This window comes from Pseudomonas sp. GW460-LB5, from assembly GCF_059423245.1.
Window position 1 is genome coordinate 1 of sequence record NZ_JBWKXT010000100.1, and the last position, 13344, is coordinate 13344.

At 64.9% G+C, this 13344-nt stretch carries 15 protein-coding genes and 1 riboswitch; all 15 genes read right to left on the reverse strand.

Features of this window, described 5'->3' with window-relative positions:
* Window positions 1–228: 228 nt before the first annotated feature.
* The 15 genes from AC07XM_RS30130 to cobO all read right to left on the reverse strand — a co-directional run bounded on the left by AC07XM_RS30130 (window position 229) and on the right by cobO (window position 12825).
* The gene (locus AC07XM_RS30130) at window positions 229–780 is read right to left on the reverse strand and encodes a glutathione peroxidase (protein WP_016485288.1); all 552 of its coding nucleotides are present in this window, start codon (window positions 778–780) and stop codon (window positions 229–231) included.
* Window positions 781–826: 46 nt separating this feature from the next.
* Window positions 827–949 carry a hypothetical protein gene (locus AC07XM_RS30135; protein ID WP_016485287.1) on the reverse strand — a complete coding sequence of 41 codons (123 nt, stop codon included), beginning with the start codon at window positions 947–949 and terminating at the stop codon, window positions 827–829.
* A complete protein-coding gene (locus tag AC07XM_RS30140; protein ID WP_102690214.1) occupies window positions 946–2148 on the reverse strand; it encodes an MFS transporter in 1203 nt (400 codons plus the stop codon). The genes AC07XM_RS30135 and AC07XM_RS30140 overlap by 4 nt, the downstream gene beginning before the upstream one ends.
* A 64-nt stretch (window positions 2149–2212) precedes the next feature.
* Window positions 2213–2617: a MarR family winged helix-turn-helix transcriptional regulator gene (locus AC07XM_RS30145; protein WP_016485285.1), complete on the reverse strand. Its 405-nt coding sequence runs from the start codon at window positions 2615–2617 to the stop codon at window positions 2213–2215.
* 61 nt (window positions 2618–2678) lie between these two features.
* Window positions 2679–3794: a glycoside hydrolase family 5 protein gene (locus AC07XM_RS30150; RefSeq protein ID WP_102690215.1), complete on the reverse strand. Its 1116-nt coding sequence runs from the start codon at window positions 3792–3794 to the stop codon at window positions 2679–2681.
* A 277-nt stretch (window positions 3795–4071) separates the two neighbouring features.
* Entirely contained in the window at window positions 4072–4794 is a 723-nt protein-coding gene (locus tag AC07XM_RS30155; protein WP_102690213.1) for an adenosylcobinamide-GDP ribazoletransferase, read from the reverse strand.
* Between the two features lies 1 nt (window position 4795).
* A complete protein-coding gene (gene cobC / locus AC07XM_RS30160; protein ID WP_102690212.1) occupies window positions 4796–5362 on the reverse strand; it encodes an alpha-ribazole phosphatase family protein in 567 nt (188 codons plus the stop codon).
* On the reverse strand, window positions 5359–6414 hold the full coding sequence (gene cobT, locus AC07XM_RS30165) for a nicotinate-nucleotide--dimethylbenzimidazole phosphoribosyltransferase (protein ID WP_096425711.1): 1056 nt from the start codon (window positions 6412–6414) through the stop codon (window positions 5359–5361). Before cobT ends, cobC begins: the two co-directional genes overlap by 4 nt.
* Window positions 6411–6932: a bifunctional adenosylcobinamide kinase/adenosylcobinamide-phosphate guanylyltransferase gene (gene cobU / locus AC07XM_RS30170; protein WP_016485280.1), complete on the reverse strand. Its 522-nt coding sequence runs from the start codon at window positions 6930–6932 to the stop codon at window positions 6411–6413. The genes cobT and cobU overlap by 4 nt, the downstream gene beginning before the upstream one ends.
* A gap of 1 nt (window position 6933) precedes the next feature.
* Entirely contained in the window at window positions 6934–8388 is a 1455-nt protein-coding gene (locus AC07XM_RS30175; protein ID WP_070087018.1) for a cobyric acid synthase, read from the reverse strand.
* Complete coding sequence (cobD, locus tag AC07XM_RS30180; RefSeq protein WP_102690211.1) at window positions 8385–9377, reverse strand: threonine-phosphate decarboxylase CobD; 993 nt, start codon at window positions 9375–9377, stop codon at window positions 8385–8387. Before cobD ends, AC07XM_RS30175 begins: the two co-directional genes overlap by 4 nt.
* The gene (gene cbiB, locus AC07XM_RS30185; RefSeq protein ID WP_016485277.1) at window positions 9370–10278 is read right to left on the reverse strand and encodes an adenosylcobinamide-phosphate synthase CbiB; all 909 of its coding nucleotides are present in this window, start codon (window positions 10276–10278) and stop codon (window positions 9370–9372) included. Before cbiB ends, cobD begins: the two co-directional genes overlap by 8 nt.
* The gene (gene bluB / locus AC07XM_RS30190; protein ID WP_060519930.1) at window positions 10275–10925 is read right to left on the reverse strand and encodes a 5,6-dimethylbenzimidazole synthase; all 651 of its coding nucleotides are present in this window, start codon (window positions 10923–10925) and stop codon (window positions 10275–10277) included. The genes cbiB and bluB overlap by 4 nt, the downstream gene beginning before the upstream one ends.
* Complete coding sequence (locus tag AC07XM_RS30195) at window positions 10922–12217, reverse strand: cobyrinic acid a,c-diamide synthase CobB (RefSeq protein WP_016485275.1); 1296 nt, start codon at window positions 12215–12217, stop codon at window positions 10922–10924. Before AC07XM_RS30195 ends, bluB begins: the two co-directional genes overlap by 4 nt.
* Window positions 12214–12825, reverse strand: a complete 612-nt coding sequence (gene cobO, locus AC07XM_RS30200) for a cob(I)yrinic acid a,c-diamide adenosyltransferase (protein ID WP_060519934.1) — start codon at window positions 12823–12825, stop codon at window positions 12214–12216. Before cobO ends, AC07XM_RS30195 begins: the two co-directional genes overlap by 4 nt.
* A gap of 119 nt (window positions 12826–12944) precedes the next feature.
* Window positions 12945–13165, reverse strand: a riboswitch (cobalamin riboswitch).
* Between the last annotated feature and the right edge of the window lie 179 nt (window positions 13166–13344).

Here is a 13344-nt window from a genome sequence, read left to right on the forward strand (position 1 = left end):
CCCTCGCTCCGGGCTTGCTCCCGGGAGGACCGCGCTGCAGGCCCCATCCTGGGGCCCAGCGCTTGACGGGCATCCATCCCCGTCACCTCCCTCCGCAAGCCCTGCGCTCGGCCTCCTGAAGTCGCAATCTGCGTTGCCTGAACTACCGCGCACTTAGAAGCCAAAGCAAGAGCAAGAGCAAGAGCAAGAGCAAGAGCAAGAGCAAGAGCAAGAGCAAGAGCAGCGAGATTACTGCTGTGAGGAAATGGCCTTCTCGATGGCTGCGCGGAATTCGGGATCATCCGGTTTGGTCAGGCTGGAGAAGTTACCGATCACCTTGCCCTTACGATCGACAACGTACTTGTAGAAATTCCACTTCGGCGCACTGCTCTGGCTCGCCAACTCAGCGAACAGCGGTATCGCATCCTTGCCGCGCACCGCCTGCGTCTTGGTCATGGTGAAGGTAACGCCATAGTTGGCATAGCAAACCTTGGCAGTCTTCTCGCTATCGGTATCTTCCTGCTTGAAATCATTGGATGGCACGCCAAGCATTTCCAGACCTTGCTCGTGATATTCCTTGTAAGTCGACTGAAGCCCCTCGAACTGTGGTGCAAAACCACAATAGCTGGCCGTATTGACCACCACCAAAGGCTTCCCGCCAAAGCGCTGGCACAGGTCGATCGGCCCCTTGCCACGCAATTCCGGCAGGCTGCCTTGCAACAACGCCGGGCAATCGGCAGCCCAACTCGATGTGCTGGCAAGCACGGCCAACAACGGCACTGTCAACCAATGAGCACGCATGATTCGTTTCTCCTGCTAGACAACCCTTGAGCTTGCAGGGTAGCGCCTAACAAACACTCATGCCCAGTTGCATCAACGCCATCCCGCCCCTGTGCCAGCCCCACCACGCCAACACCAGCAGCGCCAGCGCGCCAAAGGCCAGCAACCCCCGGCCCAGGTAGCGCTTCATACGGCCTGGGCCTGCAGGCGCGCCACCGGCCGTTCGCGCACGGGCCAGTTCAGGGCAGCGGCCAGCAAACTGAGCAGGATGGAAATCTGCCAGACCAGGTCATAGCTACCGGTGCGGTCATACACCACCCCGCCCAACCAGCCACCCAGGAACGCACCCAGCTGGTGGAAAAGGAAAACGATACCGCCGAGCATGGACAAGTTACGCACCCCGAACACCGTAGCCACGGTGCCATTGGTCAGCGGGACCGTGGACAACCACAACAGGCCCATGGCAATGCCGAACAGATAGGCACTGAAAGCACTCACCGGCGCCCAGAGGAACAGCACGATCACCACTGCACGCAGCAGGTACAGCCCGGTCAGCAGGCGCGGCTTGGACATGCGCCCGCCCAGCCAGCCAGCGGTGAAAGTACCCACGATATTGAACAGGCCGACCAGCGCCAGCACCGTGGTACCGGTGGTCGCGGCCAGGTGTTGGTCAACCAGGTAGGCCGGCAGATGCACGCCAATGAACACCACCTGGAAACCACACACGAAGAAACCCAGCGCCAGCAACCAGAAGCCCGAATGCGAGCACGCTTCGCGCAGCGCCTGGCCCAGGGTCTGTTCGGTGCCATGGCTGGGCAGCGGGCGGTCGCGCAACAGGCCAACAAAGGGCACGATGAACGCCACCATCAGGCCCAGCACCAGCAACGCTGCGGACCACCCCAGCCACTGGATCAGGCCGAGAGTGCCCGGCAGCATGGCGAACTGGCCAAAGGAACCGGCCGCGCTGGCAATGCCCATGGCCATGCTGCGCTTGTCGGCCGGCACCGCACGCCCGACCACGCCGAGGATGACCGAGAACGATGTGCCGGACAGGCCGATGCCGATCAGCAAACCGGCACTGAGCGACAACGACCAGGCAGAGTCTGCCATGCCCATGAGGATCAAACCGACGGCGTACAGAATGCCGCCGATGATCACTACCCGTGCGGCCCCCATACGGTCGGCCAAGGCACCGGCAAACGGTTGCGCCAGCCCCCAGATCAGGTTCTGCAGGGCAATGGCAAAGGCGAATACCCCACGCCCCCAGCCAAAATCGGCGCTCATCGGCCCCAGAAACAGGCCAAAGCCATGCCGTACCCCCAGAGACAGCGCCAGAATCAAAGCCGCCCCCACCAGTACCCACCCGCTGGTTCGCCACACCGAAGTCATTGTCGTTATCTCCAGCACATCGCAAGGTTTTTACGGGTATATACCCGCTTATGGTCGTATCAATTCAGGCCAATTGGTCCAGCAAACGCACCAGTTCATCCCGCTGCCCGGCGCCCAACCGCTCCACCAGTTCGATCTGGGCTTGTTCCCAGGCTGGGTGCGCGGCATGCAGCAGCTGCGTCCCGGCCGCAGTCAGCAGCACCACGCGGTTGCGCTGGTCCTCGCCTTCGGCCAGGGCCACCAGCCCTTCCGCCTCCAGTACCCGCAGGTTACGCCCCAGGGTACTGCGCTCCAGGCCCATGGCTTCGGCCAAGGTGGTGATGCTGGGGCGGTCGAGCCGCTGCAGGTGCCTTAGCAGGGAAAACTGCGCGACATTGACCCCGAAGCCGGCAAGGGCCTCGTCATAATGCCGGCTCACCCCGCGGGCGGCGCGACGCAGATGGGTACAGATGCATTCACTGGTCAGCATGGATACGTGTATATACCCGCGTCATGACTGTTGCAAGAGATTTCACAATGGGTGATGAGTGTCAGTCCGGGTTCAAGCGCTTTCGTATAGGCTCGAACTCAACCGTTGCTGTGCGCGGCAATGGGTCTGGCGTACCTTGCTCGATCGCCTGCCAGTAGCGCCACGGCACCTTCGCCGAACCCAGTTCGTAGTCCATGCCGTCCCAGTTGTCTTCACGGAAGCTATAGAAAGCCCAGTGCAACTGATTGCGATCCAGCACGGTGAGTACGTCTTCAAGGTATTGCCGGCAACCCGATAGCCTGCGCATGCAGCCAAACTCGCCTACCACCAGGCGCGACCGCGGCAGGCCCATGGCTTCGGCCCATGCCAACGGCTGGCGCAAGTAGCGTTCAACTCGCGCCCCATCCCATTGCTGGGTTTGCCCGGCAAACGGTGCGGCGCCCGGATAGGCGATGGGGTGCTTGCGCGTCATGTTGGGCGCACTGGTAGCGGCATAGGGCTCGTACATGTGCACGCTGTACAACACTCGCGGGTCTTCCAGGGGAGCAGGCCAGTAGTCGAAGGCGTCTGCGGCAGCAAACCAACCTGCATCGACCATGACCGGTGTGTCAGTGTCCTGCTCGCGAATGGCCGCTATCAGTTGCCGGTACAGCAACGGCAGATCGCGCGCGGAGCCCTGCGCTCGCACATACCACTGCTGCATTTGCCCCGGTTCGGCGTGTTCGACCAAGCCGCCCAGTTTTTCCGGGGCGGGCTCATTGATCAGGTTGTAGGCGCCAATGGCCGGGTGGCCTTTCAGTTCACGTGCCATGTCTCGCCAGAAGGCCATGGCCTGGGACCAGTAGCGCTTGTCTTGCCACAGTCGATCATCGAATTGGCCCTGGTTGTTTTGCGACCAGCGCATACCGGGTAGCGAGAGTGGGGCAATGACCACCTTGAGCCCCGCCTGATGAGCACGGTCAAGGGTGGCGCGCAGCGTAGCCAGGTCGGCGGCGGGCAGGCCTGCATAAGCGTCGGCATTGCCGAGCAGGAAATCACGTTGTACCGGTTGCCATTTGTCGTAAGACAGCCGCACCCATGTGGCGCCATACCCCTTCAGGGCATCGAAATAGGCTTGATCGGGTGGCAGCCGGTTGAAGCTGTTACCGCCGTGGCGAGGGGCATCCCAGAACGCCATGAGGTCTGCGGCGGTGGCTGGGAGGTTGGGCAGCATCAACAGACTGGCAAAGATCCAGTTTCGCACGGGAGGCCTACCGGGTCGTATGGGGGGAGGCAGAGGATACGCTGGCAGAGAAGCTGCAGGACTTACCGAACCGTTGCCGGAAGTTACTGCACCCACCCCACAGACAAAGGCACCGATGGCACGGGCTTTGCCCGTGTTCGCAGGCAAGCCCGCTTCCACAGCAGGTGAGTGGCCTTCACAACGCGCCCAGGCTTTTAGATTTCGACCGACTTCAAAGGCCTAGCGCCAATCCAAGCACGACAACCAGTTCGAGCAACTCCAGCATCGCGCCAGCTGTATCCCCGGTAGTTCCACCCAGGCGTCGGCAAATGAGGTGCCGCAACCAGGCAAACATAGCCAGCGCCAGCACTGCCACCCAGCCGCCCAAGACCAGGCAGAACAGCGCACTGCCCAGCAGCACCCACCCGGCTATACGTCGGGGCAAGTGCTCGGCCAACGCCTGGCCCAACCCGCCAGGCCGCACATAGGGTGTACAGAGGAACAGGCCCAACATCGCCGCCCGGCCGATCAAGGGAGCCAGCAGCAACTGCGCCCCGATGCCCTGCTCAACCAACACCCACAAGGCGCAAAACTTCAGCAACAGCACCAGCACCAGGGTGACCACGGCAATCGGCCCGCTACGGGGGTCTTTCATGATCTGCAAGGTGCGCTCACGGTCGCCGAAACCACCCAGCCAGGCGTCGGCACTGTCAGCCAGACCATCCAGGTGCAAGGCGCCACTGAGCAATACCCACAACGTCAGCAGCAATGCCGCATGCAGCGGCGCTGGCGTACCCTGCAGCAGAAGGCTGGCCAGCCACAGCAGCAGCCCGAACAACAGCCCGACCAGCGGGTAGAACAGCAGCGAACGCCCCAGCTCACGCGGCTCCGGCATGCCCGGCAGGCTCACGGGCAAGCTGCTGAGAAACTGCAAGGCAATCGAGAACGGCAACATCTCAGTGTTCCTCGGCCAGTTGACCGTCGCCACCCATCACCAGCCGCACCAGCGCCCCGTGCCCGACTTCAACCTGCAACAACTGCTCCTTCGGCAGGCCTCGCGCCCGGGCCAGCAATAACCGCATCACCCCGCCATGGGTGACCAGCAGCACCCGCTTACCCGCATGCTGGCGGCTCAAACGCTCGACAGCGGCCAGCACCCGCTCGGCGAATGCCTGCACCGGTTCGCCGTTGGGCGGGGTGCAGGCGTAGGGGTCTGCCCAAAAGCGCCCCAAGGCATCCTCCTGGTCTTCCATGATCTGCGCTGCACTACGGCCTTCCCAGTCACCAAAATGCAGCTCTTGCAAACCTGCTTCGCGTTGCACGGTCAAATCCAGCCGCCGACCCAGTTCATCGGCAAAACGCGCACAGCGCTGCAGCGGCGAACTGACCAGCACCTGCCACGGGCCCGCTTCGGCCACGGCGCTGCGCATCTGCGCCCAGCCCTTGTCAGTGAGGGCATCGTCCAGGCTACCGCGCAAGCCGCCCTGTTCCGTTTCGCCGTGGCGCAGCAGGTCGAGGATCATGCCGGGCGGTCCGCCACGGCGGCCTCGGCAAAGGTCGCCATCTGCCCGTGCAGCGCACAGGCCAGGCGCAACAACGGCACGGCCAACGCAGCACCACTGCCCTCGCCCAGGCGCAGGCCCAATGCCAATAGCGGTTCGGCCTGCAACGCATCCAGCAAAGCCTTGTGCCCAGGCTCCGCGCCCTGATGGGCAAACAGCAACCACGCCCGGCACTGCGGGTTGAGGCGCACCGCCACCAGGGCGGCAACGCTACAAATGAAACCGTCCACCAGCACGGCGATGCCCGCCTGCGCGCAGCCGATATAGGCCCCGGCCAATGCCGCGATCTCGAAACCGCCGACACAACCCAGTGCCTGCAATGGATCTGCGGCCTGCAGGCCATGCAGGTTCAGCGCCCGCTCGATGACCTCGGCCTTGTGCCGCACGCCAGCGTTGTCCAGGCCGGTGCCCGGGCCGCTGAGTTCAGCAGGCGGGCAGCCTAGCAGGACGCTGGCCAAGGCCGCAGCGGCCGTGGTGTTGCCAATCCCCATCTCGCCGCCAATGAACAGCTGCGCGCCCTGTTCAGCGGCACGCAGGGCGCTGTCGCGGCCTGCCTGCAAGGCTGCGTGCAACTGCCCCTCGGTCATCGCTGGCTGGCGGGCGAAGTTGGCCGTGCCGGCCCCCAGGCGCAGGTGGCGCACACCGGGCAGTTCCAGATGAGGATCGATGGTGCCAAGGTCGACCACCTCAAGGCTGGCCTGCAGCTGGCGCGCCAGTACGCTGATCGCCGCACCACCGCCGACGAAGTTGCGCAGCATCTGACCGGTCACCGCCTGCGGGTAGGCCGAGATACCTTCTTCGACCACGCCGTGGTCACCCGCGAAAATGCTGATGGCGGCCTGATCCAGGGCTGGCCGTTCACGCCCTTGCAGGCCCGCCAGCTGAACGGCCAGGCCTTCCAGTTGCCCGAGTGAGCCAGCAGGTTTGGTCAGCTGTTGCTGACGGGCACGAGCCTGGTCCATGGCGGCGTTGTCGAGAGAATGGCAGGCGTCACGCCACCAGGCTTGAGTCATAGTGCAGCTCCTTTGAGCATTAGGGGCAGGCCGGCTACGGTCAGCACCACGCGCTGGCAGCGTTCGGCCACGGCCTGGTGCAGCCAGCCGGCCAGGTCGACATAGCGCCGGGTCAGCTCGCCCATGGGCACGACGCCCAGGCCAGTTTCGTTGCTGACCAGAATGAGGGTGCCAGGCAACTGCTCCAGGCAGGCCAGCAGGGCGTCACGCTCCTCGGCCAGGCGCTGGTCGTCTTCCAGCATCAGCAGGTTGGTCAGCCACAGGGTCAGGCAGTCCACCAGCAGGCAGCGCCCTTCGGCCGCTTCGGTACGCAGTACTGCCGCCAGGGCCAACGGCTCTTCGATCAGCCCCCAATCGGCGGGGCGGCGCTGACGGTGCAGCGACACGCGCTCACTCATTTCACCATCCAGCGGCTGGCTGGTGGCGATGTAGGTTACCGGTAGGCCACTTGCACTGGCCAGCTGTTCGGCCAGGCGACTCTTGCCGGAACGGGCCCCGCCGAGAATAAGGTTGCGCATGTCAGGCCACCCCACACAGTTGGCGCAAATGCGCCGTGTCCAGGTGTTTTTCCACCAGGTCGGCCAGGCGCTCTATGTCGCGTTCACGCAAGGCTTCGTAATCGATGCTTTGCACCTCCTCCAGGCCAGCCCAACGCAGCAGCGCAGCACACGACTGGCTGCCTTCGAACAGGCCGTGCAGGTAGGTGGCGAGGATCTGGCCATCGGCGCTCACAGCACCCTCGCAGCGGCCATCGGCGAGCTGTACCGCTGGCTGTTCGAGGGCCGGCCCCGTGGTGACGCCAGCGTGAATTTCATAGCCGGCCACCGGCACTGCTTCAAGCTTCAGGGTACCGGCAACGTTGCGCAGTTGCTTCTCGGCCTCCAGCACCGTGGCGTAATCGAGCAGGCCAAGCCCAGCGCTTGAGCCGGGAGCCCCTTCCAGACCCAGCGGGTCATGCACTTCGCGGCCCAGCATCTGCAGGCCGCCGCAGATCCCGATCAGCTTGCCACCGTAACGCAGGTGCCGCTCGATGGCTTTATCCCACCCACGCTCGCGCAGCTGTGCCAGGTCACTGCGTACGCTCTTGGAGCCCGGCAGGATGATTAGGTCTGCAGCCGGGATCGGCTGGCCCGGGCCAATGAACTGAAGGTCCACCTGCGGATGCAGGCGCAACGGGTCGAAGTCGGTATGGTTACTGATGCGCGGCAATACCGGCACAATCACCTTGAGCACGCGCTCGCTTTTGGCGCCTTGGCGCACATCGATGCCGTCTTCGGCCTCCAGGTGCAGGTCGGTGACATAAGGCAGCACCCCCAGCACTGGCTTGCCGGTGCGTTGCTCCAGCCAGTCCAGCCCCGGCTGCAATAAAGCGATATCGCCACGGAAGCGGTTGATGACAAAGCCTTTGACCCGCGCCTGCTCACTGGGCGACAGCAATTCCAGCGTGCCCACCAGGTGGGCGAACACCCCGCCGCGGTTGATGTCGGCAACCAGGATCACCGGGCAGTCCACCGCCTCGGCAAACCCCATGTTGGCGATGTCGCCGGCACGCAGGTTGATCTCCGCTGGCGACCCCGCGCCTTCGACCATGACCACCGGCCAGGCGGCACTCAGGCGCTGGTGCGAAGCCAGCACCGCCTGCATGGCGATGGCTTTGTAGTCGTGGTAAGCCACCGCGTTCATGCTGGTGACCGCACGGCCGTGGATGATCACCTGGGCGCCGGTATCGCTGTTGGGTTTGAGCAACACGGGGTTCATGTCGGTATGGGGTGCCAGCCGGCAAGCCTGCGCCTGCACCGCCTGGGCGCGGCCAATTTCACCGCCGTCGGCAGTTACCGCGCTGTTCAGTGCCATGTTCTGTGGCTTGAACGGCACCACGCCAACGCCTTGGCGCAACAGCCAGCGGCACAGGGCAGTTACCAGCGTGCTCTTGCCAGCGTCGGAGGTGGTGCCTTGCACCATGAGGGTGGTCATGCCGATTCCTTTTGAAAGTCCGCCAGGGCCTGGGCGAGACGCTGTTCGTCCGCCGCACATTCAGGCAACCCCAGGCGCACGGCCGGTGGGTGTTCGAACAGGCGCACCAGGATGCCGCGGCGGGCAAGAAAGTCATGCAACTGCACGGCGCGCTCGCTGCGCACGTACTGGAACAGGTCACAGCCGCCGCTGGGGGCAAGGCCGGTGCTGGACAGCATTGTTGCCAAGCGCTGGCTGGCGGCAGCGCAACGTTCAATCTGCACGCGCTGGGCAGGCTTGTCGGCCAGGCTTGCCTGGGCCAGCACCCGGGTTGGCCCGTTGACCGTCCACGGGCCAAGCACCTCGGCCAGGCGCAGCAACAGGCTGCGCTCGGCGGCGACGAAGCCCAGGCGTACCCCGGCCAGCCCAAAGAACTTGCCGAATGATCGCAGCACGATCAGCCCCGGGAGGTCGGCGCAATCGACCACGCCATCCGCCGGGGTGTTGTCCATGAACGCTTCGTCGACCAACAGCCAGCCACCGCGTGCAGCCAGGCGCGCGTGCCAGCCCAGCAGGCGCTCACGCGGTACCCGCTGCCCGGTCGGGTTATTGGGATTGACCAGCACCAGCACGTCGAGGCTGTCGAGCATCGCCTCGACCTGCGTTTCATCCAGCTCGACCAGATGATGGCCCGCCCGATGCCAGGCATACGGGTGTTCGGCATAGCACGGCGACAGCACCCCTACCCGGCCAGCCGCACGCAGCAGCGGCAAAGCCTGGATCGCCGCCTGGGAACCCGCCACCGGCAGCAGCTCGCGGGCGCCGTAATACCCGCGTGCCGCCGCCTCCAGGCCGTCTTCGGTCTCAGGCAGGCGAGCCCAGGCATCTGTAGGTATCGGCGGGATCGGGAACGGCCAGGGCGCGATGCCGCTGGACAGGTCGAGCCACTGCTCGCGAGGGATACCGTAATGTTGCACCGCACGCAGCAGGCGGCCACCGTGTTCAAGCATTGATGTAAGCCCCCAGGCAGATCAACAACAGCCACAGCCACACGCCGCGCTGCACCAGGCTCCAGCCACGCTCGATGGCATCGGCGTCAGCCATCGGCCCTTCGCCCAGGCGTGGCCGCTCATGCAGTTCGCCGTGGTAAACAGCCGGGCCGCCCAGCGCTACACCGAGTGCTCCGGCACCGGCGGCCATCACCGGTCCGGCGTTGGGGCTGTCCCACAGCGGGCCCTGCTTGCGCCAGCAAGCCAGCGCCAGGCGGGTCTTGCCCAGCAGTGCGTAAGTCAGCGCCACCAGCCTTGCGGGAATATAGTTGAGCACATCATCAATGCGCGCCGCGCACCAGCCGAAGCGCTCGAAGCGTTCGTTGCGATACCCCCACATGGCATCCAGGGTGTTGCTCAGGCGGTACAGCACCACGCCCGGCGCGCCGGCCACCACAAACCAGAACAGCGCGGCGAACACCGCGTCACTGCCGTTTTCCAGTACCGACTCGGTGGCTGCGCGGGCCACGGCGGGCTCGTCCAGCTCCCGGGTTTCGCGGCTGACCAGGTAGCCGACGCGGCGCCGGGCTTCCTCCAGGTCGCCCTGGCGCAAGGCGTTGGCCACCGGCAGCACATGTTCGCCCAAACTGCGCAGGCCCAGGGCGCAGTACAGCGCCAGCACATCCACCAGCCAGCCGATGTACGGCAGCCAGGACAGGATCAGCGCCACCAGGGTCAGCGGCACCACCGCCAGAAACCACGCACTCACGCCGTGGCTGCGCCAGCCGCGGCCACCTGCATTCAGGCGGCGCTCCAGGTTACCGGCCATATTGCCGAAGGCCACCAGCGGGTGGCGCCGCTGCGGTTCGCCCAGCAAGGCATCCAGGGCCACCCCGGCCATGGTCAGCAAGGCCACGCTCATTGGCGCTCTCCCCATTGGTTTTCGTACAACATGTCACTCAAAGGCCGTTCTTCGGCCCAGTTTTCCAGCACCAGCATGGGTGCAGGGTAAAATTCGGTCACGGGTCCCAGGCACAGCACCGCCACCGGTTTGGCCCCTTCCGGCATACCCAGCAGTGCTGCCAGCGCCAGAGGGTCGAACAGCGACACCCAGCCCATGCCCAGCCCTTCGCCACGGGCCGCCAGCCACAGGTTCTGAATGGCGCAGGCCAGCGAGGCCAGGTCCATCTCCGGCAGGGTGCGACGGCCGAAGATGTGCGGCTCGCGGTTGTCCATCAAGGCCGCTACCAGCAGCTCGGCACAGTCATTGATGCCTTCTACCTTCAGCTTCATGAAGTCATCAGCCCGCTCGCCCAATGCCTCGGCAGTGCGCAGACGCTCCGCCTCCACCAAGGCCTGGATGCGGGTACGCAGGTCACGCTGGGTGATGCGAATGAAACGCCAGGGCTGCATCAAACCGACGCTAGGCGCCTGGTGTGCGGCGGCCAGCAAGCGGCCCAGCAGTGCTGGCGCAACCTGGCCACCGGCAAAATGGCGCATGTCGCGACGCTCACCGATAGCCCGATAGATCGCAGCGCGTTCGGCGGCGCTGTAGGCGTGTTCGCTCATGGTCGCAACAGCGCCGCCGCCGCATCAGGGTTGGAGGGGAAGTAGAAGTGCACGTAAGAGGCCGTCAGCCGACCCAGGCGATACACCGCTTCGTTGCCCCGCCCGCCGTTGGGGCTGAGGCCTCGGGCGATCGGCTCCAGCGGCGTGCTGGTTAGCGAGTGGTGATAGGTATGGCCGCGCAGGGTACCTTCCGGCAGCTCCACCGCCTGCAAGGCCAGGGCCGCCAGGCGCTTTTGCATGGTCGCCTCGCCTGGCAGCAGGCCGAGCAGTTCGGCACGCTCGCCGGCGACGTCAGTCAGGGCATCGAGCAGGTACAGCATGCCGCCACATTCAGCCAGCAACGGCTTGCCCTGAGCATGATGGGCGCGGATTGCCTCGCTCATTGGCGCATTGGCAGCCAGGGCGTGGTGATGCAGTTCGGGATAGCCACCCGGGAGGTACAGGCTGTCCACCACTGGCAGTTCACGGTCGTGCAGCGGCGAGAAGAATTCCAGCTGCGCGCCCAGGCTGCGCAGCAGCTCAAGGTTGGCACCGTAGGTGAACGCGAACGCTTCGTCTCGCGCCACACCAATGCGCACACCGTCCAGCGAGGCAGCACGCACCTGCGGCTCGGGGCCGACAAAGGTCACCGGCGGAGGCATCGCGGCGTCGCAGCTGGCGGCAAGCGCCTCGGCGGCGGCATCTAGGCGGGTATCCAGGTCGTTCAGCTCGCTGGCCTGAACCAGCCCAAGATGACGGCTGGGCAATTCAATGCCGCGCTCACGGGACAAGCCGCCATACCAGCGCAGGCCCTCGGTCAGGCTACCTTCGAGCAGCTGCGCGTGGCGCAGGCTGCCCACGCGGTTGGCCAGTACGCCGGCGAACGGCAGGTCGGCCTGGTAACGCGCCAGGCCCAGGGCCAGGGCGCCGAAGGTCTGGGCCATGGCCGTACCGTCGATCACAGCCAGCACTGGCACGCCGAAGTGGCGCGCCAGGTCGGCACTGGACGGGGTGCCGTCGAACAATCCCATGACCCCTTCGATCAGGATCAGGTCGGCCTCGCCGGCGGCTTCCCACAGCAGACGGCGGCTTTCCTCGGCTCCGATCATCCACAAATCCAGCTGGTACACCGGCGCGCCACTGGCCCGCTCGAGAATCATCGGGTCCAGAAAGTCGGGGCCACACTTGAACACCCTCACCTTGCGCCCGAGGTTGCGGTGCAGGCGGGCCAAAGCAGCAGTGACGGTGGTCTTGCCCTGGCCAGAGGCCGGTGCCGCGATCAACACCGCGGGGCAGTGGCGCGATTGACTCACAGCTCGACGCCCTTCTGTGCACGGATACCGGCCTGGAAGGCGTGCTTGAGCATGCCCATCTCGGTCACGGTATCGGCCAATTCGATCATCTCGGGCTTTGCAGCGCGGCCAGTCACGATCACGTGCTGCATGGGCGGACGGGCCTGGATGTCGGACAGGACCTGGTCCAGGTCGAGGTAGCCATGCTTGAGGGCGATATTCAGCTCATCCAGCACTACGAACTGCACACTTGGATCCTGCAGCAACTGCCGCGACACCGCCCAGGCGGCTTCGGCGGCAGCGATGTCACGCTGGCGGTCCTGGGTTTCCCAGGTAAAGCCCTCACCCATCACGTGATAGCGAACCTGCTCGGGGAAGCGGCGGAAAAACAGCTCTTCGCCGGTGCTGTTACGGCCTTTGATGAACTGCACCACTCCACACTGCATGCCATGGCCCAGGGCGCGGGCGAGCATGCCGAAGGCAGAGCTGCTCTTGCCTTTGCCATTGCCGGTCAGCACCAGCAGCAAGCCGCATTCGTTGGGGGAATTGGCGATGCGTTCGTCGATGACCGCCTTCTTGCGCTGCATGCGCGCCAGGTGACGTTCGTCGCGTTCGGTGGCTTCGCTCATCAGGGTTCTCCGCAGGCTGGCACCACGGCACGCGTGGCGACAGGGAATAGGCAGGCAGACGGAGAGCGCGCAGGGGCCATGGCAGGGCGCCACGGTGCACCGCGCATCACCCTCCGTGATGCCGTTGACAGTTTCAGGCCGGTCTCCGGGCTTGTGAGCGGGCCTTGGCCCAAACCTGCGCGCCTTCCCGGATGCTGGCATCCAGTGGCCCTGCGCGGCCTTCTACTCACCTACCGTTGCGGGGGCAGCGCCGGAATCGCGCCATGCTGGCGCCCACCGGCTTCCCAGTTTCACCCTGCCCAGTGGGGGCTGGCAGGGCACCTGAAACACGCCGCGAAGGTTAGAGGGTTGCACCGGGAGCGTCAATCGAAGTGGTTGCTGCAGCAACGTAAGCTTTTGATCTTGATCTTGCTCTTGCTCTTGCTCTTGCTCTTGCTCTTGATCTTGATCTTGATCTTGATCTTCGCGACTTCAGGAGGCCGAACGCAGGCCTTGCGGAGGGAGGTGACGGGCATGGAT

What these genes read in the sequence shown, in the direction of transcription:
- AC07XM_RS30140 (WP_102690214.1), bottom strand. Translation starts at nt 2,148, where the DNA reads ATGACTTCGGTGTGGCGAACCAGCGGGTGGGTACTGGTGGGGGCGGCT.
- AC07XM_RS30155 (WP_102690213.1), bottom strand. Translation starts at nt 4,794, where the DNA reads ATGTTGCCGTTCTCGATTGCCTTGCAGTTTCTCAGCAGCTTGCCCGTG.
- AC07XM_RS30175 (WP_070087018.1), bottom strand. Translation starts at nt 8,388, where the DNA reads ATGACCACCCTCATGGTGCAAGGCACCACCTCCGACGCTGGCAAGAGC.
- cobT (WP_096425711.1), bottom strand. Translation starts at nt 6,414, where the DNA reads ATGACTCAAGCCTGGTGGCGTGACGCCTGCCATTCTCTCGACAACGCC.
- cobC (WP_102690212.1), bottom strand. Translation starts at nt 5,362, where the DNA reads ATGATCCTCGACCTGCTGCGCCACGGCGAAACGGAACAGGGCGGCTTG.
- cobD (WP_102690211.1), bottom strand. Translation starts at nt 9,377, where the DNA reads ATGCTTGAACACGGTGGCCGCCTGCTGCGTGCGGTGCAACATTACGGT.
- AC07XM_RS30150 (WP_102690215.1), bottom strand. Translation starts at nt 3,794, where the DNA reads ATGGCGTTCTGGGATGCCCCTCGCCACGGCGGTAACAGCTTCAACCGG.
- AC07XM_RS30130 (WP_016485288.1), bottom strand. Translation starts at nt 780, where the DNA reads ATGCGTGCTCATTGGTTGACAGTGCCGTTGTTGGCCGTGCTTGCCAGC.
- cobO (WP_060519934.1), bottom strand. Translation starts at nt 12,825, where the DNA reads ATGAGCGAAGCCACCGAACGCGACGAACGTCACCTGGCGCGCATGCAG.
- cobU (WP_016485280.1), bottom strand. Translation starts at nt 6,932, where the DNA reads ATGCGCAACCTTATTCTCGGCGGGGCCCGTTCCGGCAAGAGTCGCCTG.
- cbiB (WP_016485277.1), bottom strand. Translation starts at nt 10,278, where the DNA reads ATGAGCGTGGCCTTGCTGACCATGGCCGGGGTGGCCCTGGATGCCTTG.
- AC07XM_RS30135 (WP_016485287.1), bottom strand. Translation starts at nt 949, where the DNA reads ATGAAGCGCTACCTGGGCCGGGGGTTGCTGGCCTTTGGCGCGCTGGCG.
- bluB (WP_060519930.1), bottom strand. Translation starts at nt 10,925, where the DNA reads ATGAGCGAACACGCCTACAGCGCCGCCGAACGCGCTGCGATCTATCGG.
- AC07XM_RS30145 (WP_016485285.1), bottom strand. Translation starts at nt 2,617, where the DNA reads ATGCTGACCAGTGAATGCATCTGTACCCATCTGCGTCGCGCCGCCCGC.